Origin of the sequence: Sphingomonas carotinifaciens, from assembly GCF_009789535.1 — a bacterium.
Lineage (GTDB): Bacteria > Pseudomonadota > Alphaproteobacteria > Sphingomonadales > Sphingomonadaceae > Sphingomonas > Sphingomonas carotinifaciens.
Genome location: NZ_WSUT01000002.1, coordinates 1 through 20850, shown reverse-complemented (window position 1 = coordinate 20850; position 20850 = coordinate 1). Strand labels below are relative to the sequence as shown.

General features: G+C 64.0%; 16 protein-coding genes and 1 pseudogene. 12 read left to right on the top strand and 5 right to left on the bottom strand.

Annotated features, from left to right (window positions below; all coding sequences use genetic code 11):
- Positions 1-514: 514 nt before the first annotated feature.
- The 4 genes from GQR91_RS01445 (at position 515) to GQR91_RS01430 (ending at position 3991) form a co-directional block, all read left to right on the top strand.
- Positions 515-961 carry a DUF4126 domain-containing protein gene (locus tag GQR91_RS01445; protein WP_149683339.1) on the top strand — a complete coding sequence of 149 codons (447 nt, stop codon included), beginning with the start codon at positions 515-517 and terminating at the stop codon, positions 959-961.
- A 417-nt stretch (positions 962-1378) separates the two neighbouring features.
- Positions 1379-1696 carry a hypothetical protein gene (locus GQR91_RS01440; RefSeq protein WP_149683338.1) on the top strand — a complete coding sequence of 106 codons (318 nt, stop codon included), beginning with the start codon at positions 1379-1381 and terminating at the stop codon, positions 1694-1696.
- Between the two features lie 283 nt (positions 1697-1979).
- Positions 1980-2984 (top strand): hypothetical protein, encoded by a 1005-nt coding sequence (locus tag GQR91_RS01435; protein WP_149683337.1) that lies wholly within the window; start codon positions 1980-1982, stop codon positions 2982-2984.
- A 227-nt stretch (positions 2985-3211) separates the two neighbouring features.
- A complete protein-coding gene (locus tag GQR91_RS01430; RefSeq protein WP_149683336.1) occupies positions 3212-3991 on the top strand; it encodes an SDR family oxidoreductase in 780 nt (259 codons plus the stop codon).
- Between the two features lie 101 nt (positions 3992-4092).
- Here GQR91_RS01430 and GQR91_RS01425 read toward each other — a convergent pair whose 3' ends face one another.
- From GQR91_RS01425 to GQR91_RS01405, 5 genes are all read right to left on the bottom strand, one after another.
- Positions 4093-4545, bottom strand: a complete 453-nt coding sequence (locus GQR91_RS01425) for a GNAT family N-acetyltransferase (protein WP_149683335.1) — start codon at positions 4543-4545, stop codon at positions 4093-4095.
- A gap of 397 nt (positions 4546-4942) precedes the next feature.
- Complete coding sequence (locus GQR91_RS01420; RefSeq protein ID WP_149683334.1) at positions 4943-5380, bottom strand: nuclear transport factor 2 family protein; 438 nt, start codon at positions 5378-5380, stop codon at positions 4943-4945.
- A complete protein-coding gene (locus GQR91_RS01415) occupies positions 5380-5979 on the bottom strand; it encodes a DUF1826 domain-containing protein (protein ID WP_149683333.1) in 600 nt (199 codons plus the stop codon). The genes GQR91_RS01420 and GQR91_RS01415 overlap by 1 nt, the downstream gene beginning before the upstream one ends.
- Complete coding sequence (locus GQR91_RS01410; protein ID WP_149683332.1) at positions 5976-7211, bottom strand: GTP-binding protein; 1236 nt, start codon at positions 7209-7211, stop codon at positions 5976-5978. Before GQR91_RS01410 ends, GQR91_RS01415 begins: the two co-directional genes overlap by 4 nt.
- Positions 7212-7624: 413 nt before the next feature.
- Positions 7625-7822: a hypothetical protein gene (locus GQR91_RS01405; protein ID WP_149683331.1), complete on the bottom strand. Its 198-nt coding sequence runs from the start codon at positions 7820-7822 to the stop codon at positions 7625-7627.
- 324 nt (positions 7823-8146) lie between these two features.
- On the opposite strand from GQR91_RS01405, the gene GQR91_RS01400 reads away from it, so the two are divergent.
- The 8 genes and pseudogenes from GQR91_RS01400 to GQR91_RS01365 all read left to right on the top strand — a co-directional run.
- On the top strand, positions 8147-8794 hold the full coding sequence (locus tag GQR91_RS01400; RefSeq protein ID WP_149683330.1) for a ParA family protein: 648 nt from the start codon (positions 8147-8149) through the stop codon (positions 8792-8794).
- Between the two features lie 5 nt (positions 8795-8799).
- Positions 8800-9099: a ribbon-helix-helix domain-containing protein gene (locus GQR91_RS01395; RefSeq protein WP_149683329.1), complete on the top strand. Its 300-nt coding sequence runs from the start codon at positions 8800-8802 to the stop codon at positions 9097-9099.
- Positions 9100-9279: 180 nt separating this feature from the next.
- Complete coding sequence (locus GQR91_RS01390; protein ID WP_149683328.1) at positions 9280-9945, top strand: 5'-methylthioadenosine/S-adenosylhomocysteine nucleosidase family protein; 666 nt, start codon at positions 9280-9282, stop codon at positions 9943-9945.
- A 271-nt stretch (positions 9946-10216) separates the two neighbouring features.
- Positions 10217-13039, top strand: a complete 2823-nt coding sequence (locus GQR91_RS01385; protein WP_149683327.1) for a TonB-dependent receptor — start codon at positions 10217-10219, stop codon at positions 13037-13039.
- Between the two features lie 47 nt (positions 13040-13086).
- The gene (locus GQR91_RS01380; protein ID WP_235904152.1) at positions 13087-14313 is read left to right on the top strand and encodes a histidine-type phosphatase; all 1227 of its coding nucleotides are present in this window, start codon (positions 13087-13089) and stop codon (positions 14311-14313) included.
- Positions 14314-14453: 140 nt separating this feature from the next.
- Positions 14454-15524: a dTDP-glucose 4,6-dehydratase gene (gene rfbB / locus GQR91_RS01375; protein WP_149683326.1), complete on the top strand. Its 1071-nt coding sequence runs from the start codon at positions 14454-14456 to the stop codon at positions 15522-15524.
- 25 nt (positions 15525-15549) lie between these two features.
- A pseudogene (locus GQR91_RS01370) lies at positions 15550-15822 on the top strand (sugar phosphate nucleotidyltransferase); the annotation flags it as partial.
- Positions 15823-16112: 290 nt separating this feature from the next.
- Positions 16113-20850 (top strand): beta strand repeat-containing protein (locus GQR91_RS01365; protein ID WP_164727721.1); only part of this gene is annotated, 4738 nt, incomplete at its 3' end.

Here is a 20850-nt window from a genome sequence, read left to right as displayed (position 1 = left end):
CTTCACACACACTCTCCCTGCTCAAGCCGCAGGGTATACTATATAATCAAGATAATTGATATGGGTGCCAGCATCCAATCAAGCAACTACCCGGTTAAGCTAGGTTAACTCGCTGATTTCACCAACAAAACACAACTTATGCTATCAGTTTACAGAGCAAAATGCTGCCACGAACCAAAGGTCCTCTTTGTTGCTAAATACTTACTTTACTGATTTGAAATCATTTCTAATTTTTACCATGCCAGAGAAATGCTTGCTGAAAATGATTGTCCGGGCCGGTCGTACCGGTGAGTATACCCCAAATCAGATCCGGTTTACACGGTATTTTAATTGCAGATTTACAACCTTTGCTGATCGGCAAAACCTTGGCAAAACGATACAATGACCGAAAATGACCATTCTCCCAGCTGACGCACGTGGCTGGGCGGAGCCGCGGCCAGCGCCAAGGCATGGACGTAGGGATACGGATCGATCCTGAAGGATTATGCCTGATCTCTGCTTCGGAGGTCAGCGCATGATCCGTTCCTTCCTTATCGGCATCGTCGCCGGCCAGCGCGGCATCACGCCGCTCGCAGCGATCGCCACCGCGACGCGACACGGCGACATTCCGGCCGATCTGCCGTTCCAAAACCTGCTTCTGAACCCGGTGATCGCGGCCGGCACTGCGGCATTCGCAGCCGCGGAAATGGCGGGCGACAAGATGAAGAGCGCCCCCGATCGCATCGTCCCGATCGGCCTTGCCGTCCGCAGCGTCACCGCCGCCTATGCCGGGGCGGCACTCGCACCGCGTGACCAGCGCGTGCTTGGTGCCGCCATCGCGGTCGCAGCCGTGCTCGCCTCTTCCTATGCCGGCTGGCGCCTGCGTTGCGCGGCGATGACCCGCTATGGACAGACGGCAACCGGCTTCGTCGAGGATGCGCTGGTACTTGGTAGCGGCCTTGCGATCGCTTCAAGACGCTGACCATTACTGGCTTCCTGCACATCTGCAATATTGCAGATGTGCAGAGGATCAATACCCAACTCTGCCCATTGTCTGTTCTACGCTGCGGCTACCGGCTCTGATCGCAGATAGGCAAACATGTGCGGGCTATAATTGCCTGCCGATCAATTAACCCCTGATTGAAGAACTGCATAGGCGGTGACGGGGAAACAGGATTGGACAGCGCCCAGTCGCCCACATATTGATCGTTCGTCATGTCGAGGGTCAGACGCAAGCAACCCGATTGCGATCGGCAAAGTAGCGCCGGGATCAAGCGCGTCGTTCGACATTCATCAAGAACGATCGTGCGGCGGCAATCCTTCAGCGGGCCTTCATGATGCATCGGCGTATTGGACATACCGGCCACCGATGATCGGAAGTCGTGCACAGGAAGTGAATATGCGCCGTACCTTGTCGCCTTCGATTTTGTTGCCGCTGCTATGCCTCGGGACTCCTCTTCAAGCCCAAGGCATCGTTGAAACGAACAGCGACTATCTTCAGCAACGTGCAGCCACGTTGAACGACCGTATCGATATTGCGGTCAGGGAGCATCACCTGGCCCGTAAACAGGCCGCGAAGCTGCGTCTCTCCGTAAGCAAAGTGCGGACGGAAGCCGGTCATCTTCAAACGGTGAATGGCACGATCGGTCGGCCAGATGCCGATCGAATGAACCAGAATCTGACCGACGTCGAGCGCACATTGACCCACCAACCCTGAACGCGGCGGGCGCGGTATAAGCCGCGCCCAAATTGGTGGTCGATCACCGAAGCGTTGCCGTTTCCGATTGGGTGGGAATGCCTGGATAACAGCAATCAGCGGCACGCTGATATCAGCCTGTAATACTCCTCGTCGCGATCGATCAATTACCCGCTCTCGCTTGAATGGAAAGTCGTCGAGCTACCGAACAATAAGGTGGAAGACCGCAGGATTGAGATCAGTCACAATCCTCAGTTGGTTATTCTTCTGTCCGCAGCCATGAGATGAAAGCAATACTTGGCATATGCACGAACAAGATCAATATGCTACCGCCACGTCAATTACGTACCTCGCCACGCTGCCACCCGAATGGCAGCCGGTTTGTCGTTCCGTCCTTGCCGATGGGTCGCTGGCCGTTCTTGCGACGGACGTGGATCTTGCCGGAGAACATCGCCGATGGCGTGCGATACCCAATACGTCGATGGAGATCGTCCAGCCTTCCAGACTGGCCGAACTCGTCGCTGCCGGGCGCGGACGTATCTGGATCGTGGCGTCGGACGGCACCTGCTCGCAAGGTCCGACTTTCCCGTTGGAAACGTGGCTCCCGACGTTCGAACGGTTCGCCGACGGTCGCTGGCTCATCGTGAACCGGGTTTCGCGAGAAGGCCATGCTCGATTGCTGTCGCCGGCGGGCGACCTCATCGATCGTTTTCATCTGGGTAACGGCGTTGAGCATCTGGCTATCGATAGCAGTGAACGCATCTGGGTCGGTTATGACGACGAATCCGTGCCGTCGAACAATTGGCGGGTGCCGGGGCAGCAGAATGCAGAAGGGGGCGACGCAGTCGTCTGCTTCAGCGATGGCGGCAGCCCGCTGTTCCTGCCGATCTGGCCGCAGGAAGGCTATGGCGTGGTCGATCCTTACGCGATGAGCGTCGACGGCGCAGGTGTCTGGTCCTGCCCTTATATGTACGCTGTGGAGTATTTCCCGCTGGTTCGCTTCATTCCAGGCGAGCCGACGCGTTGGTGGCGCAACGACCTGAAAGGGTCGCTCGCGATCGCAACCGCCGGCGATCATGCTCTGCTGGCAGGCGGGTATGAACATGACCGGCTCGCCTTGCTCTCGCTTCCCGGCACCGGCGCGGGCGAGCAGGCTCCCGTAATCGCGACGTGGTCGATGCCGCTGCCGCCGGGAGGTTCATGGGCCTCCGAACGAACGACCCTCCTCGTGGGACGAGGCGACACAATCCATCTGGTGCAGGACGAAATTTGGTACCGTTGGCGCGTACGGGATCTTATTCCAACTTAAACCTGCTCAGGCGGGAAGGTTGTTTAGTCTTTTCAGTCGAGAACGACGATCGGGACGGCTAACGGCGTCCCACAACGATTAGGTAACGGGAATTGCGGCCATCGGCTCGATGCCATAGGATAGCGATGTTCTCGGGAGTTTTCGAAATGATCCAGCGTCACCGCTAAAGCGGAAAGACATACGCCAGCGGAGTGATCCGCCGACTAGACTCTGGTTTCGAGAATATCATGCAAAGATTGAACAACAAGACGTGCGTCGTCACTGGCGCGGCGCGTGGCATCGGCCGCGCCATTGCGGCCCGCTTCCACGACGAAGGGGCCATCGTCATAGTCACTGACATAGACGAAACGACAGGGGCGGCTACTGCGGCCGAGATCGGGTGTCGGTTCGAACTGCTCGACGTGCGCGACGAAGACCATTGGTATCGGCTTGCCGGCGTCGTTCCGGCGGCCGACGTGGTGGTCAACAATGCCGGTGTGACCGGGTTTGAGGCGGGCATGACTCCGCATGATCCAGAACACGCCAGCCTTGCGGATTGGCGCGAGGTCCACCGCGTCAATCTCGACGGGACGTTCCTCGGCTGTCGCTATGCGATCAGCGCGATGAAGGGTGCGGGAACCGGTTCGATCATCAACATATCGTCGCGCTCGGGGCTTGTCGGTATCCCCGGCGCGGCGGCCTATGCTTCCTCCAAGGCAGCGATCCGTAACCACAGCAAAACGGTCGCGCTTTACTGCGCGCAGCAAGGTTGGAGGATACGCTGCAACTCGATCCATCCGGCCGCGATCCTCACGCCAATTTGGGAACCGATGCTGGGCACCGGTCCCGATCGGGATGCCAAGATGCAGGCGCTCGTCGTGGACACGCCGCTCAAGCGGTTCGGGATGCCTGATGAAGTCGCGGCCATCGCCGTAACACTCGCCTCGGACGAAGCGACCTATGTTACCGGCACAGAGGTGAACATCGACGGCGGCTTGCTCGCCGGGTCTGCTGCTTCACCCGGTTAAGCTTATTGGTGGGCGTCGCCGATCACGCCCACCACCTTTCCAATCGAGAGCGGCCTGCGAGACAGCCGGGGCATTCCCACAAGCATCGAGAAATGGGAAAGCTACGCGACCACCTTCACCATGTGTATCGCGACACCTCCATTGAGGGCTTCTTCTCGCTCGATCTCATATCCCAGCGAAGCGTAGAGGCGTAGGTTCTCTTCAAACCTCTGGTTCGTGTAGAGACGAACCTTGATCAGTCCGGCCTCACGCGCCAGTTGTTCGGCATGGGCGACCATCTTTCGACCGTAGCCGCGCTTTTGAAAGCTCGGATCGACCGCCACGTTCTCAATTGATACGTCATCGCCCCGTTCGATCGTCTCAACGAGGGCGGCTAGGTCTTCACCGACGAACAGGAGGTCGGCGCGATGATCCCGGATATGCGCGGCATGATCCGCCTTCATCGGTAGCGGCTCGCGACCGATAAGCGGAATCCATTTTGAATAGGCTGTCCAGGTGAGGATCGTAACAGCCGCAGCATCATCGATGGTGGCCAACCGGATCATCTCGTTCATGCGCCGACTATGAACGGTTCCGGGTAGGATCGGAAGGGCATGGCTTTCCCGATCGGGAACCTCCAACAAGACATTCCCACCCGATAGGCCCAAGCATTCGGATCTCAGGTCGGCTTTCCCAAAACCTGTTGCCGAATGCGTTTCCCCAAAATCACCTCTGTGGCATGGAGAAGCGAGACGTGCTGCAAACAGGCGCTTGCATAACAATCCACGCCCCCGCCAGATACATTCGGCGCCATAGCCCGTCACGTGATCTATGCGCCGTGAAGAGCGACGCTTGGCGTATGCACGAAAACGTTTCTGCGATGATCCCGGCTGGACGGCCATCTCAAAACATCATCCTTTGGCGTGATTATCTGCACACCTGCACTTTGTCAGTTATGCAGTCGCGTGGTATTCAGACATCTTCGGCTGCTTTCGAGGAATGATGACCGGTGATGAGCCAGCGACCATCAATTTCTTCAAAGGTGAAAAGAAACCGTGCCGGCACGATCGTCTCGGTACCGTTCACCGGAATGTTGAAGTCGTAGAGACCGCCGATGACCACGGTGCCGAGCTTTGCGCTCACCCGCTTCTTCTGCACCAGAATGCCGCACGCGATCCCTTCATTGGCGAGAAACGTCTCGAAATAGGCACGTCGGTCGCTGTCGCGACCGCGCACCTCGTCGGACAGCGTCGGCACCAGGATCGCGTCGGGGGCATAAAGCGACATCACCTCGTCGACGTCGCGCCGGCCGACCGCCTCGGCCCAGTGCAGCAACACCTTGCCCGCTTCGGTCAGGCACCATGCGGCCGAGCGCTCCTCGGCGACGGATTTGTCGATGACGGTTGTCATTATAGGTCTCCTTGCTGGTCGGATGGGGGCGCGGGATCGATCACCAGCACCAGTCGCCGCCTGCCGGTCGCGACGATCGGGGGCGATCGATGCAGGATGGGGGGCGGGTCGAGCAGCAGGCGGCCCTTGAACACGCCCACCGCCCCGGTCGGCACCTCGCAGATCGCATCCGGCCGGTCGACGCAGCACCACTGCGTGCCCGGTCCGACATAGGTGCACAGCAGCCGCAGCGAGACGTAATCGGCATGAAAGCGGCGACAGGCGTCGGTCTCGATCACCTCCAGCCGGACCTTCAACCGGTCCTCGCCGGTCAGCGCGGCATGGCGCAGCACCAGCGCCTCGATATCCGCCGCCAGCGGCGCGACCACCGCGCCGCGATAGGCCGCGGCGCGCAGCGCCGTGGCGACAGGCGCGCCGGCAGCCACCTCGATGCGCACATCGTCGATGGTATTGAGGTCCAGTGCCGCCAACCCGTCCCGCAGACGCTCCGGCACCTCCCGCCACCAGATCGCCAGCGCGGTCTCGACCCGCGCGATCCCGTCGAGCGCGGCACGATCCACGCCGCCCGCCACCAGCCGCTCCATCGCCGCGACCGTCATTGCGCCGCCTCCATCTGCCGCTCGCCCCAGGCGGGAAAGGGATCGCGCAAGCCCGTCCAGAGCTCCGGCGTGAACGCAGCGGCGGGGACGAGGCAGGCATCCAGCCTCTGCCGGATACGTGCCTCGTCCATGCCGATCCCGATGAACACCAGTTCCTGCCGGCGATCGCCCCAGACCGGGTCCCAATGCTTCGCCACGAACGTCTCGAACTGGCCATCGTCGGGCCAGTGATGCTTGGGCACCGCGGCCCACCAGCGGCCCATGCGGGCGCTCGTCGTCTGGCTGCCCGCCACCGCCAGCTCCCCTACCCAGTCGGGTCGCGTCGCCAGCCAGAAATGCCCCTTGGCGCGCACCACATGGTCGAGGCCACCGCCTGTCAGGAAGCCATGGAACTTCGCCGGATCGAAAGGCGCCCGCGCACGGTAGACGAAGCTCTCGATGCCATATTCCTCGCTCTCGGGCTGATGATGGGCATAGCCGTACAGTTCCTTGGCCCAGAGCGGGTGACGCGCCGCCTTTTCCTCGTCGAACAGCCCGGTGGCGAGGACCAGGTCGAGGTCGACCTGCGCCCGGTCCACCGCCACGATCACCGCATCCGCGTTCAGGCTGGCGACCAGTTTCTTGACCGTGGCGAGCTGCCCGGCCGATACCGACGACGCCTTGTTGACCACCACCACATCGGCAAACTCGATCTGCTCGACCAGCAGGCCGACCAGACTGCGCCTGTCATCCTCGCCCAGCGTCTCCCCGCGATCGGCAAGGAAGTCCTGGCTCGAATAATCCGCGAGGAGATTGAGCGCATCGACCACCGTCACCATGGTATCGAGCCGCGCGACGTCGCCCAGCGAAACGCCGGCCTCGTCGCGGAATGAAAAGGTGGTAGCCACCGGCAAAGGCTCGGAAATCCCGGTCGACTCGATCACCAGATAATCGAACCGCCCCGCCTCTGCGAGCGCCCGTACCTCGGCCAGCAGATCGTCCCGCAACGTACAACAAATACAACCATTCGTCATCTCGACCAGTGCTTCCTCGGCGCGCGACAGTGCCGCCTCGCCTCCCCGAACGAGGTCGGCATCGATATTCACCTCCGACATGTCGTTGACGATCACCGCCACCCGCCGACCCTCGCGATTGGCGAGGATATGGTTGAGCAGGGTCGTCTTACCGGCACCAAGGAAGCCGGACAGAACGGTGACCGGCAGGCGCCGATCAGGGCCGGAGGAAAGGGCCATGCTGATGATCCGTAATGTTACGTTACAACGTTACATTACGGATCATGCGCGCCGGTGTCCAGCGGTCATCTGGCGGGTTTGGATGCCGCTACCGGCAATAAGCCAACGTGTTCCGTTGCGGATCGGTCGGGTATGGCCTGCACGATGAAGGTCGGCGCCATCCGGTAAGTACGACCATGATGGCGCGCTGGGGCAGATCGAACCGCTATGGGTGCGGCAAAGGGAACCGCGGCCGGTGATGGCCTCGACCGGTGGCTGACCTCGGCTGAAGCATGGGAGCCTCGGGATCGCCCATCGCCCTCTCCATTCGGAGGGAAGCATGACGCGAGGGCATGGACCAGCCACCCGGAATTACATGACGTTCCATTACAGGCGGCCCATCATGCCCGGTCGTCACCGGCCGGAGAGTCCGGTCAAAGCCGGATATTGCGCCTCTGCATTTCGGCCGCAGCCGTCTCGACCAACGGCGTTCCCGCCTGTGTCTTGAAGATATCGGCAAGGTCCAGCAAATCTTCGTCGTTCAAGGAGATGATGGACGCTTCGATTTCGGCGAGGCGCTTGCGCGCGCGCTCACCCTGGTCAGCCTGTCGTTTGATCCGTGTTTTGAGCATGCAGCCACCTTATCAGGACCGACGTGCAAATAGCACGCGTGGAATCAATTGATGCGCCTTATCTGGCAGGACAACGAACGCCATGCATTCGCATAGCCTTGAAAATGCCCGGCTATCCGCCCGCTTTCAAGATGCTGCGTTCTACCGCGGCGTTTCATTCAAGGATGCCGGCCTGCGGCAACGACGCAGTGGCCGCCCCGCCTGCTGGCACCATGTCGATCGCAACCCGCGCGGCACTATCATCGCCAAAGGTGGATGATCTGCAATTGTGCCGCTCTGATTTATTTCATAAAACCAAGGCAGATTTTATGAAGGTGTGCACACGTGCATATTATCACTTTTGCAGCGCAAAAGGGCGGTGTCGGCAAGTCGACACTGGCCGTGAACCTGGCGGTTGCCGCTGAAGCATCGGGCATCCGGACCGCCTTGTTCGACCTCGATCCCCAGGAAAGCGCCACAGCATGGAGCGAGCGTCGCCAGGAGGAAGCGCCGCATGTCGAGCCAATCAGCGCACGCCGGCTCGATCAGGCGATCGACGCGGCCGCAGCCAGCGGCTTCGGGCTGACGATCATCGACACGCCTCCCGCAGCCGGCACCGAGGCCGCAGCCGCGGCGCAGCGCGCCGATCTGGTGCTGATCCCCTGCCGCCCCTCGCTGATCGACCTCGACGCGATCAAGCGCACCGCGCAGCTGATCGCCAGTACCGGCCGGCGCGGATCGGTGGTGTTGAACGCGGCGCCGCCCACCGCCACGACGCTGCTGAGCGATGCACGGACGCTGGCCGAGGCGACCGGCCTTCAGGTCGCGCCCGCCATCATGCGCGAGCGTAGCGCCTTTCGCGCCGCCTGGCCGTACGGTCTGGGCGTCACCGAGCATGAGCCCAAAGGCAAGGCGGCGCAGGAAGTTGCAATGCTGCTGAAGTTCGTGCTTGATGAAGTGAACAACTGCACACCTGCAAGAGTGAAAGCCTGAAGGTCATGGCACGACGTACATCCCTGCTGGCACACGCCGTTCCAGCACCAACACCGCCCGCGGCGAGCGACGATGCCACCGCCCCCTCCCCTGCCCCGGCCGAAAAGCCGGCAGCCGCACGAACGGGCGGCAAGCGGCCGGGCAAATATCATCTCGGTGCCTATTTCGATCCCGCCGATCCCAGCGCGGAGGCCTTTCGCGTCCTCGCCGCCCGCACGCGCCGCAGCCATCAGGAGCTGCTCGCCGAGGCGATCGCCGACCTCGTGGCCAAATATGATGCGGAGCGCCAGTTCGGTCGATCGTGACAGGTCGGGTGGGGCCGCCCATAACGCGCCGGCCTTGCACCTTCCCATGTGATGTCGTGCACAGGCAACCGACTGCGTTATTGACGCCGTGCAGGTGTGCACATCATCAGCTTTGATTTTTAACAGTTCAACAGCCCGGCAATATGGTACGCCAGACGCCGGCGGGCAGGAGCAACAACCATGCGGATCGGGATCGTCAGCGGGGTTCGGGCAGAACTGGCCGCGCTTCTGCCCCACGCACCCCGTACAACTTTGCGCGGTGCCCCTCTGCCTGTCGAGCGGATCGAGACCGCCGACCATGCGCTGTTCCTCGCCTGTGCCGGCATCGGCAAGGTTGCCGCGGCAACCGCGGCCGCCACGCTCGTCCACGCTTACGGTGCCGAGCATCTGCTGGTGATCGGCACCGCCGGCAGCCTTGGTGCGGTGGGGCGGGGGCCTTTCCTCATCACCGAAGCCGTGCAGGCCGATTTCGGTGCGATGCGTGACGAGCGCCTGACCCACTATACCGCCGGCTGCTGGCCGATCGGTCCCGCCCGCGCCGAGGCGTTTCGCGCGGCCGACCTGCCCGATCTCGGCCTGCCCCATGCGCGCATCGCGACCAGCGACCTGTTCGTCGAATGCGGCGTCCATGCCGCGCGCGTCCGCGATGCGCTCGGCGCCACGCTGGTGGATATGGAAACCGCCGCGGTCGCGCAGACGGCTGCGTTGCTCGGCATTCCCTGGGCTGCGATCAAGGCGACGACCGACGATGCGGACGGCGCCAGCGCCGGCGATTTCACGGCCAATCTGGCCGCCAGCGCGCGCGCCGCGGCACATGCCGCCGAACGGTTGATCGCCGCGCTCTGAGCGACATCGCCAAAGGAGGGCTGGGGGAAGGGGGCCCGACAAGTATTGCGCCCGCCAAGCCGGCTCTGCCACTGCGACACAGGGCAGGGCACGGGATAAACGGCCCAAAACCCGACATCATCAAAGGGTCCGGGGCAATCCCGCCACGGCATCATCAGCAGTGATGCCACCCCGAGACGGTTCCTTACCGTAATAAAATTTACTTAAATCCCGCCTAGTCGCCCGATCAGCGACGAAGATCGCACAAAACACCATAATATTGCGGGGAATCATGTTCATTGCTCTCCCGTTGCCGGATTTCCGGCAGCGTCGTCTTCGTGCGCCTGCACGGCACCTGCTGTGCGCCACATCGGCGCTGGTCGGCGCGTTGGCCTTTGCACCGGTCGCGGCGACCGCGCAGGCACTGGCGCCGGCGGTGGAGGAGGGCACCCCGCAATCCGAGGCCAGCCGATCGATCAGCGAGGCGCTGACCGGCGACATCGTCGTTAACGGTCGCCGCGACCGCAGCGCCCTGTCCGAAGAGCGCAGCGCGATCGGCGTGACCGACATCGTCACCACCGGCGACGTCGCGATCAATTCGCAGACCAACGTCACCGATCTCGCCCGGCGCCTGCCCGGCGTCTCGGTCGCCCGCGACCAGGGCCGCAACCAGAGCGCGACCGGCGAGGCGCAGTTCGCCACCATCCGCGGCTTCGACACCGGCTTCAACGCCTATACGCTGGACGGCCTGCGCCTGCCGCAGACCGCGGGCAGCTCGCGCGCCATCTCGCTCAACCTGTTCTCGCCCTTCGCGATCGGTGGCCTTGCCGTCGACAAGACGCCGGGCGCCGCCAAGGATGCCGACGCGATCGCCGGCATCATCGACCTGCGCACCCCGACCGCGTTCGACTTCAGCACCAGCTTCACCCGCGCCCGCGTGCTGGCGCAAGGCGCCGATCTCGCCATCGATCGCGAACAGCAGGGCTGGGGCGGGGCCATCGGCCTCGACGCCGCACGCCGCTTCGGTGCGGACCACCAGTTCGGCCTTTATCTGGCGGGTTATTACGAGGAGCGCGCCAACGCGGCGGAATCGACCGCGGTGCAGAACGACTACAAGACCACGCGCTTCGGCGTCGGCACGGCGCGCGCCAATGCGGATGCGCTGTCGGCGGACGGCGTGCAGTGGAATTTCTACAATAACGCGATCAAGCGTTACGGCGCGACCGGCGCGCTCGATGTCCGCACCGAACCGCTCGACCTGTATGCACGGGTCAATTACGCGACCTATCGCAACACCAACACGATGAACCAGACCGCCTTACGCAACGAAGTCACGACCGGGCAGACCAACCCCAACCCGAACCGGGCGGGCAATCGCAGCTACAATGCCGAGGGCCTCTACACCCCCTATGGCATCAACCCGGCCAGCTATTTCCGCACCGAGGATATCGAGCAGGAGCTGTTCTCCGCCCAGATCGGCGCCAGGGCGCATTGGAACGGCTTTACCGCCGCCCTGGAGGGTGCCTATGCCGATGGTCGCTTCGACCAGCCCCGCCGCATCGAGGCGGCGTTCCGCGGCATCTCGTACATCGGCACGCCGGGCCAGACCGGCACGGCGCGCGAGGGGCTGACCGTCGACCTGTCCGACCCGAAATCGCCGCGCCCCGTGCTGTCGCCCGGCGCGGTCGGCTATGTCGGATCGCTCGACCGACCCAGCCAGCTTTATGTCCAGCAGGGCTATGACTATCTGACCGAAACCAAGAAGACGCTGCGCGGCAGCATCGGCTGGGACGGCACCGCTATTCTGCGCCGGCTGGAAGTGGGCGGGCTGTACGAGGATTCGGATCGCACCGGCCGCACCTTGGCGCCGGACGCTACGCGCTTCCGCTTCCAGACGCCGCTTCAGGCGGGGCCTTTCGCGGGGCCGACGGTCAACCAGTATCTCGGCTACGTCCTCAAGGACTTTCTCGATTACTATCCGCCCCGCGCCATCAAGGTGTTGTCGCGCAACCAGCTGGATTCGCAGGCCGCGCAATTCTCCGCCCAGGTGCCGGTGCCGGCTGCGACGATCAACCAGGGGCTGCTCGACGGCAACGAGACGCGCAAGGCCATCTACGCCTCCGCCACGCTGGAGGCAGGCACGTTCGAGATCATGCCCGGTATCCGCTACGAGGATAACGCCTATTCGGCGCGCTTCTGGCAGGGGCAGGACGCCACCGCGCGCTTCGTCAATGGCGGGCGCAGGTACGACCATCTCGATCCCAGCCTGCTCGCCGCCTGGCGCCCGAACGAACACTGGGTGGTGCGCGGCGCGGTGCGCTCCAGCTATGCCCGCCCGGCGTTCGACCAGCTTGCCGGGCCGACCCGGCGCAGCAGCGAGAATGGCGGCACCCAGGTCACCATTACCGAGCCCAATCCCGATCTGAAGCCGGTCGAGGCGTGGAGCTACGACCTCGGCCTCGAATATTATGGCGGGGTAGGGCGCTATGCGCAGATCGCGGTCTATCACAAGGATCTGAGCAACATCCTGGTACCCACCGGCACCCGTTCCTTTGCGCAAGGGTCGCAGCAGGCGGGCGGGCAGACCATTATCCTCGTCCGCCCCGCCAATGGCCGCGGCGGCAAGGCGACGGGTATCGAGGCATCGGGCCGCTTCACGCTGGGCGACATGGTGGGCTCGCCGATGCTCCAAGGGCTGGGGATTGGCGGCAACGTCACCTGGCAGCACACCGAGGCGACCTATCGGATCGCCGCAAACGACATCCGCACCAGCCGCCTGCCGCAGGCGCCCGATCTCATCTACAATGCCGAGCTGTTCTATGCCGCGGGGCCGGTGCGCGCGAACCTCTGGTACAACCGCACCAGCCGCATCCTGACCACGGTGCAGGACAGCCAGCCGGACATCTATCTGCAACCGGTGGGCGAGCTGAACTTCGGCCTCGCCTTTGCCGCGACCGATCATCTCGAACTGGGCGTGTCGGCGCGCAACCTGCTCGACCAGCACGCGCTGTGGGCGACGGTGGGGGAGGGGGAGCGCTACATCGCCCCCGATCGCGCCGGCGGGTACATGAAGACCGGCCGCGTCTTCCAGTTCAGCCTTACGATGACGATGTGAAAATGGGGGGCGACGTAGAAATGGCGAACAATGTGAGGGGAGGGGCCATGACGATCCGCACCACGGCCCGCCGGGCCATCGCGCTGCTCGCCTTCGCCTCCGCGCTCCTGCCTTCCGCCCCCGCGGCCGCGCGCGAGCGGGTGGAGCGCGTCGTCATGGTGATGCGCCACGGGGTCCGCGCGCCACTGGGGGGCGAGGTGCCCGATGGCACGCTGGCCGCCGCACCCTGGCCCAAATGGCCGGTCGCCCCCGAACAGATGACGCCGCATGGGCTGCGCTCGATGGAAGTCCGCGGTGCGGCCGACCGCGCCTGGCTGGCCGGGCTCGGCCTCCTGCCCGCCCGCGGCTGCCCCGCGGCCGGGGCGGTCAGCATCTGGACCAATGTCAGCCCGCGCACGATCGACAGCGGCAAGGCCTTTGCCGACGGCTTCGCGCCGGGCTGCGACCTCGCCATCGGCCACCGCGCATCCGGCGAGGTCGATCCCCTGTTCGAAGCGCTCCGCGCCGACACCACCGGCTTCGATCCCGTTCGGGCGATCGCGTCGATCAACGCCTATACCGGCGGAATGGATCGCCTGGTGCAGCGCCACGCCGCGGCGCTGAAGGATCTCGACCACATCCTCGGCTGCAAACAACCCATCTGCAGCCCCGGCCCGGCCGCAGCGGTCAAACCGTCCCGCGACGGCCACGGTATCGACCTCGAAGGCCCGATCCGCCGCACCTCTGGCATCGCGCAGGTGCTGCTCCTGCAATATGCCGAAGGCATGCCGGCGCGCGACGTGGGCTGGGGCCGCGCCGATGCCGCCTCGATCCAGCGTGTCGGTGCCCTCCACGCCGCGCTGTTCGACGTCTTCACGCGCCCGCTCTACATGGCCGCGCATCAGGCCGGTCCGCTGGGTCGCCGCATCATCGCCTCGCTCACCGCCCCGACCGGCCCCTCCCTCGACCTCCTGGTCGGCCACGACACCAACGTCACCGCCCTCGCCGCCGCCCTCCGCCTCGACCTCACCGCCCCCGGCTACGCGCCCGGCGACACCGCCCCCGCCGGCGCCCTCGTGCTGGAACGCCTGTACGACGACACCACGAACGCCCGCTCGGTCCGCCTCTCCTACAGAACCCAGTCCCCCACCACGATCCGCACATCGGCCAACACCGTCTCCACTACCAACCTACCCATCCCAGGCTGCACCAAAGCGCGACAGACGCGGTGCCCGCTGGATGCCTTCGTCAAGACGCTTGCGGCGCGACTTGCCGATGAACGGATTGGAAATTGAGGACGGTCACCCCAGCCGCGACCGATCGCGCATTCCAGTTTGATTATGTGCACACCTGCAACATGTCATTTTTGCAATAAGAACGTTGATTTAACATTCGGTCAGCAAAGAAGGCGCTTTGACATGCGAAAAGCCCCTTCATGACCGTACTACGCATCTTGATAACAGGTGGCGCGGGCTTCATCGGATCTGCGCTTGCACGACACCTGATCAACCATAGCGAACATCAGGTGATGGTTCTTGATGCCCTGACTTATGCAGGGTCGATCACCACGCTGGCCGAGGTAAAGGATCATCCCCGCTTTGCCTTCAGGCATGTCGATATCTGCGACGGACACGCAGTCGAACAGGCCTTTGCCGATTTTCGGCCAAGCTGGGTTTCCCATCTTGCGGCCGAAAGTCATGTCGACCGTTCACTGGATGCTCCCGACGCTTTCATCCAAACCAACCTGATCGGCACCTATGAGATGCTGAAGGCGGCCCGGTCCTATTGGTCCCGGTTGCCCGCCGATGCCCGTACGACGTTTCGGTTCCACCATATCTCGACCGACGAAGTGTTCGGCTCGCTCGGTGATACCGGGCGCTTCGACGAACACACAGCCTATGATCCTCGCTCGCCCTATTCGGCGTCTAAAGCAGGCTCCGATCACCTCGTCAGCGCCTGGGGCCATAGCTATGGCCTGCCGACGCTCATCACCAACTGTTCGAACAACTACGGCCCCTGGCAATTCCCCGAGAAGCTGATCCCGCTGATGATCGGCAAGGCGCTGTCGAACCAGTCGCTGCCCGTCTATGGCGAGGGGCTGCAGGTACGTGACTGGCTTCACGTCGAAGATCACGTTCGTGCGCTCGTGCAGGTGCTCGAGCGCGGTCAACCAGGGCGCCGCTATGCCATCGGCGGCGAGGCGGAGCGACGCAACATCGACGTCGTGCACGCCCTGTGCGGCATCCTCGATCGCCTGGCTCCCCGGTCCGACGGGCGTCCTCATGACAGCGGCATCGTTAATGTCGCCGACCGACCGGGCCATGATCAGCGCTATGCGATCGATCCTGCGCGTATTCGCCGCGAACTGGGCTGGAGCCCGCAGCATAGTTTCGAAACGGGGCTGGAGGCGACGGTGCAATGGTATCTCGACCATCGCGACTGGTGGCATGCACTCAATGCCGCCTATCAGGCAGGCACCCGGCGCGGGCTGCTAAGCGGATCGTAACCCGACCAAGGGCATCGTCGGGCGCATGAAAGGCATCATCCTGGCCGGCGGATCGGGTACCCGCCTCCACCCCGCAACCCTTGTCGTGAACAAGCAGTTGCTGCCCATCTACGATAAGCCGATGATCTACTATCCCTTGTCGGTGCTGATGCTCGCCGGCATCCGCGATATCCTGATCATTTCCAGCAGCGACTATCTGCCGCATTATCGTCGGCTATTCGGCGATGGCGCCGCACTCGACCTCTCGATCGCCTATGCCGAACAGCCGCGGCCGGAAGGCCTGCCGCAAGGCTTCATCACGCGGGATCAGGCGCGTGTGGCGGGCGAACGCTTCGCACGGACGGCCAGGCCATTCTGACTACCCTGGACGTGACACGTTAATCGGCCGAGCACCAGTATATATACTGAGCGGCCATGGACGAGATGCACGTGTTGTTGTAACTGCTGCATCACAATTGGGGGAAAATAAGAATGTCGGGAGTGAAGCCGCAGGGTCGGCGTGTTCGTGTGTGCGCGTTGCAGACGAGTGCGATGGTGTTGGCGATGGTCGTCGGGGGACAGGCCTTCGCACAATGCGCACCAGATCCGATGCAGCCGAATACGACGACGACGTGCACCGGCACCGATACTGACGGCCTGCGCATCACGACTGCCAATGCGCGTGTCGAGGTCGCATCCACCGCGATGGTCCTTGGCAGCACCGGGCCGGCAATTGCGATCCAGACCCCGAGTACGAACTATTCTTACACCACCGTGACGGTTGCTGGCGGCGTGAACGGAAATACTCAGGCGGGTATCCGCCTGCTGACCGACGTATCGCCGCAAAACTACACAACCTCGCAACTAGCCCTGACGGTTCAGGCGGGCGGCACGATCGCCGGCACAAACGGCGTGGTCATCGGGCAGGGCGCAACCGGCTTCAGCCGGGCCGAGGCCACGATCGACAATGCCGGGACGATCACCGGCACTAGCGGCATCGCACTCCTGGCCAGCACGCCGGGCTATGCCGGCTTCACCTCCATCACGAACCGCGCGGGCGGCTTTATTGGTGCGATCAGCGGCGGGGTAGGGCGCCTGACCAATGCCGGGACTATCGATGGCGGCACGCGCAGCGCGATCGACTGGGGCACGGCATCGGGTTGGTACGCGGATGCGATCATGAACAGCGGCACGATCACCGCGAACACCACCGCCGCGACGCTGGCCAACGCCCCGAGCTATACGCTCACCAACAGCGGCAGCATCGTCAATCGCGGTACCGGTGCCGTGATCGACGGCGCCAACCTGTCGATCACCAATCAGGCCAATGGCCGGATCAGCAGCGCCGGTCCGGTTGCCATCCGCGCGACGAACGGCATCAGTCTGACCAACAGCGGCACGATCGACGGCAGCATCGCCGTCGGCCCCGCGACGGGCTTCTTCTATTCGGGCAGCCGGGTCGATTCCACCGCAGGCACCATCAACGGCAACGTTACCTTCGGTGCCGGCAACGACACGCTCGTCGCCCGCTACAGCGAAACCGGGCTCGTCACCGGCATCACCGGCACGATCAATGGCGGCGCCGGTACGGATGCGGTGCAGGTGACGTTCACCGCAGACGCCAATCTCCGCTCGGCGATCCTGCTCCCGACCGCGTTCGAACAATCGATCCTGGCGCCGAACCAGGGCGTCACCGCGACGCTGGCGGATGGCTTCACCACCTCGGGCGCGCTGCGCCTGGCGGGCGCGGGGACCATCGTCAACCGCACGACGCTCGCCAACCTGACGATCGCCAGCGAGTTCGGCACGTCGGGATCGCCGACCTTCATCAATGCCGGCACGATCACCACTGCGGCCGGCACCACGGGCAGCTACGGGCTGAATGTCGGCTCGCTCAACCGCTTCGAAAATAGCGGCACGATCACCGCCGCGGGCAATGGCATATCGGCCAGCTCGGTCGGGCGCTTCGTCAACACGGGCACGATCACCGCGAACGACACCGCCGTATATCTGTTCGGCTCGTCCTTCGACAACAGCGGCACGATCCGCTCGACCGCAGGCATCGGCGCGATCCTGAGCGGATCATCGGGCAGCAATTGGACGAACAGCGGCCGGATCGAGGGCGCGGTCGCCGGTGCGCGTGTATCCAGCATCCTGACCAACACGGGCACGATCACCTCGCCCGGCACGGGCGTGATGCTCGACTGGTATGGCGGGGTCGATAACCGCGCGGGCGGCGTCATCAGCGGCGGGACCACCGCGATCGGTCCGCAGTCCGCCACCAGCGGCCTTCTCGCCACGACCGTCGTCAATGCCGGTACGATCAACGGCAATGTTGCGCTGACGAACAGCTTCGCCGACAGCTACAACGCCAACCGCTTCTTCGCGCTGTCGGGCGGTGTCCTCAACGGCAATCTGACGCTGAGCCAGGGCGGCGTCCTCGTGACCGAACTGGTGAACACCGGCACCGGTGCATTTGCCGGGATCAACGGCACCGTCTCGGGCACCGGCGCGCTGCTCCGCTACCGCGTCCGCAGCGATGCCAGCGCCACGATCGCCACGCCAGCCTCCTTTGCCGGCGTCGGATACGACCTGTTCGACAATGCGGTCCTGACGCTGACCGGCGGTTCCTCGACGCAATCGCTGACGCTGGCAGGTAAGGGCACCGTCGACGTCACCGCCGATATCACCGCCGCGTCCGCCCCGGCGATCAGTGTCGGTTCGGTGATGGTCGCGCCGGGCGAAAGCTATGCCAGCAATGCGCTCACCATCACCAGTCGCGGTGCGCTTTCCCTGACGCGCGGCAACACGCCGATCTATCCCTATTCCGCGGTTGCGCTTGGCAGCACCGACCGCTTCACCAATGCCGGCAGCATCACCGTGCGTGACCAGTCGGGGCAAAGCTACAGCCAGATCGCGGCCATCGCAGGCGGGCAGGAGGTCACCAACGCGGGCACGATCACGCTCGACGGTGCAGCCGGCGTGCAGGGCGCACAGCGTGTCGTCAATACCGGCACCATCACGCAGATCGCTGGCGGCCGCGCGGCAACCGGCATCCGTGCATCGTACACGTCCCTGGCTCTCGAAAACAGCGGCACGATCGACGTCGCAGGATCGGCCGTGCTGGGCGATTACGGCCTGACCGTGGACAATTCCGGTCGCATCGCCAGCGCGCTCGAACCCGCCATCGCGCTCACCGCCTATGGCACCGCGACTGTCACCAACCGGGCAGGGGGCACCATCACCAGCGCCGCAGGAACGGCGATCCGGCTGTCGGGCGGCTGGCTTTCCAATGCCGGCACGATCGGCGGGACGGTCGATTTCAGCTACAATCCTTATGGGCGCAGCTCGCTCAACAGCACCTATATCGCCGATGGCGGTACGGTTACCGGCGATCTCCGCTTCGGCGATGGCAGCGACCAGTTCGTATCGGTGGACGGCCACATCGGCATCAGCGGCACGATCGATGGCGGCGAGGGCAACGACATCTTCGTGCATGCCCTGACCAAAAGCGGCACGATCGCCCTCGGCGCACCCGGCACGATCAATTTCGAGGCAGAGGATGTTCGCGCGCTTGGCGCCGATACCGTGGCGACCGTCACGGCTGCGGCCCCGGTCACCTCCGATCTCTACGTGTCGGGCGATGGCGCCATCATCAACCGCGCCATCGTGGAAGGCGCGGTGCTGGCCGGCCGGGATTTCTACAACACGCCGGACTCCAGCTACGCCGCGCGTAACCGCCTGCTCGCCTCGTTCACCAATGAGGGCGATATTCGTGGCGGCGTTGCCGCCAACATGCGCCGCCTGGTGAACACGGGAACGATCGGTACCGCGACGCTCGAACGGACGGCCGTGGCTATGTCGGGCCAGGGTGATCTCGCATTCGTCAATAACGGCCAGATCCTCGCTGCCGGCAATGCGGTAACGCTGTCGCAATCCGGTGCCGGTACCATCACGATCGAAAATGGCGGCACGATCAATGGCGCCGTTCTTGCGGGTGCCGGAGACTATTGGTTCGGCAGCGATCCGCTTCCCGGCGGGTCCACGGTGTCGATCACCACGACCAATACGGGCACGATCAGCGCAGGTGACGCACCCACGGCGCTCAGGCTCAACCTGCGCGCCGAAGAGGGGACGATCGGCGCGATCACGCTGAACAACAGCGGCACGATCGATGCCGGGGCAGCGGGCGCCGCGGCAGCGTCCCTGAGCGCCTATAGCTATGGCGACACCACGCCTGCCGCAACGATCACGGTCGCGAACAGCGGCACGATCCGCGCCAATGGAGGCGGCACCGAACAGAGCTATACCGACTGGTGGAGCGGGAACGAAATCCGCTACACCAATCCGGCCTCGGCATTGCTGCTCGCCGGCAACGGCGCGACGGCCACGATCACCAACGCCGCCAGCGGCGTGATCGAGGCGACGGGCCCGATCTCCACCGCCATCCTCGCGCGGGGCACGACGCTCGACCTCACCAATGCCGGCACGATCCGGGGCGGGGCAGGCACGGTGCTGGCTGCGAACGACCAATTGTCTGCGGCGCTTGGCACGCCGTATCTCGCGGGCGCCATCCAGACCTTCGGTGAAACCGAGGACCGCATCGTCAACACCGGCACGATCATCGGCTCGGTCGCGCTCGCCATGGGCAACGACCGGATCGAGAATTACGGCCGGATCGAGGGTGACGTCTTCCTCGGCCTTGGCGACGACACCTTCCTCCAGCGCGCCAGCGCAGTGCTGGTCGGCACCGTCGATGGCGGCGAGGGCAACGACCACTTCATCGTCGATGCGAGCGGTGGCGGCGCCATCAATGGCGACCAGTTCATCAACTTCGAACGCTTCAGCCAGATCGGCGAAGGCAACGTCACCTATTCGGGCAATTTCCGCTTCGATACGATCGGCGTCAGCGGGGGCACTGTCACCGTTGCAGCCGGTCAGACGCTGAACAGCGCCGGTGCCGTGACCGTCACCGGCAGCGATGCAGCCGAAACCCTCCTCAACAACGGCACCATCGCAGGCGCGGTCGCCCTGGCGGGTGGCGATGACCATGTCGTCAACATGGGCACGATCCTGGGCCCGGTCTCGCTGGGCGACGGCAATGACAGCTTCGTGGAAGGGCTGAACAGCCGCGTCGCAGGTGTCGTCGATGGCGGTGCCGGCACCGACCTCTACACCGTGCAGCTTGCCGGCGACCGCAGCGGCATCGGCCAGCGCAGCGGCTTCGAGCAACTGGCGGTGGAGGGCCGCGGCACGCTGTCGCTGACGCTCGACCAGCAGTTCGAAACGGTATCGCTGGCCGGCACGGGCCTGAATGTCGCGCTGAACGGCTACATGATCGGCTCGG

What these genes read in the sequence shown, in the direction of transcription:
- rfbB (WP_149683326.1), top strand. Translation starts at nt 14,454, where the DNA reads ATGACCGTACTACGCATCTTGATAACAGGTGGCGCGGGCTTCATCGGA.
- GQR91_RS01425 (WP_149683335.1), bottom strand. Translation starts at nt 4,545, where the DNA reads ATGAACGAGATGATCCGGTTGGCCACCATCGATGATGCTGCGGCTGTT.
- GQR91_RS01380 (WP_235904152.1), top strand. Translation starts at nt 13,087, where the DNA reads ATGACGATCCGCACCACGGCCCGCCGGGCCATCGCGCTGCTCGCCTTC.
- GQR91_RS01385 (WP_149683327.1), top strand. Translation starts at nt 10,217, where the DNA reads ATGTTCATTGCTCTCCCGTTGCCGGATTTCCGGCAGCGTCGTCTTCGT.
- GQR91_RS01440 (WP_149683338.1), top strand. Translation starts at nt 1,379, where the DNA reads ATGCGCCGTACCTTGTCGCCTTCGATTTTGTTGCCGCTGCTATGCCTC.
- GQR91_RS01445 (WP_149683339.1), top strand. Translation starts at nt 515, where the DNA reads ATGATCCGTTCCTTCCTTATCGGCATCGTCGCCGGCCAGCGCGGCATC.
- GQR91_RS01395 (WP_149683329.1), top strand. Translation starts at nt 8,800, where the DNA reads ATGGCACGACGTACATCCCTGCTGGCACACGCCGTTCCAGCACCAACA.
- GQR91_RS01415 (WP_149683333.1), bottom strand. Translation starts at nt 5,979, where the DNA reads ATGACGGTCGCGGCGATGGAGCGGCTGGTGGCGGGCGGCGTGGATCGT.
- GQR91_RS01435 (WP_149683337.1), top strand. Translation starts at nt 1,980, where the DNA reads ATGCACGAACAAGATCAATATGCTACCGCCACGTCAATTACGTACCTC.
- GQR91_RS01420 (WP_149683334.1), bottom strand. Translation starts at nt 5,380, where the DNA reads ATGACAACCGTCATCGACAAATCCGTCGCCGAGGAGCGCTCGGCCGCA.
- GQR91_RS01410 (WP_149683332.1), bottom strand. Translation starts at nt 7,211, where the DNA reads ATGGCCCTTTCCTCCGGCCCTGATCGGCGCCTGCCGGTCACCGTTCTG.
- GQR91_RS01405 (WP_149683331.1), bottom strand. Translation starts at nt 7,822, where the DNA reads ATGCTCAAAACACGGATCAAACGACAGGCTGACCAGGGTGAGCGCGCG.
- GQR91_RS01430 (WP_149683336.1), top strand. Translation starts at nt 3,212, where the DNA reads ATGCAAAGATTGAACAACAAGACGTGCGTCGTCACTGGCGCGGCGCGT.
- GQR91_RS01390 (WP_149683328.1), top strand. Translation starts at nt 9,280, where the DNA reads ATGCGGATCGGGATCGTCAGCGGGGTTCGGGCAGAACTGGCCGCGCTT.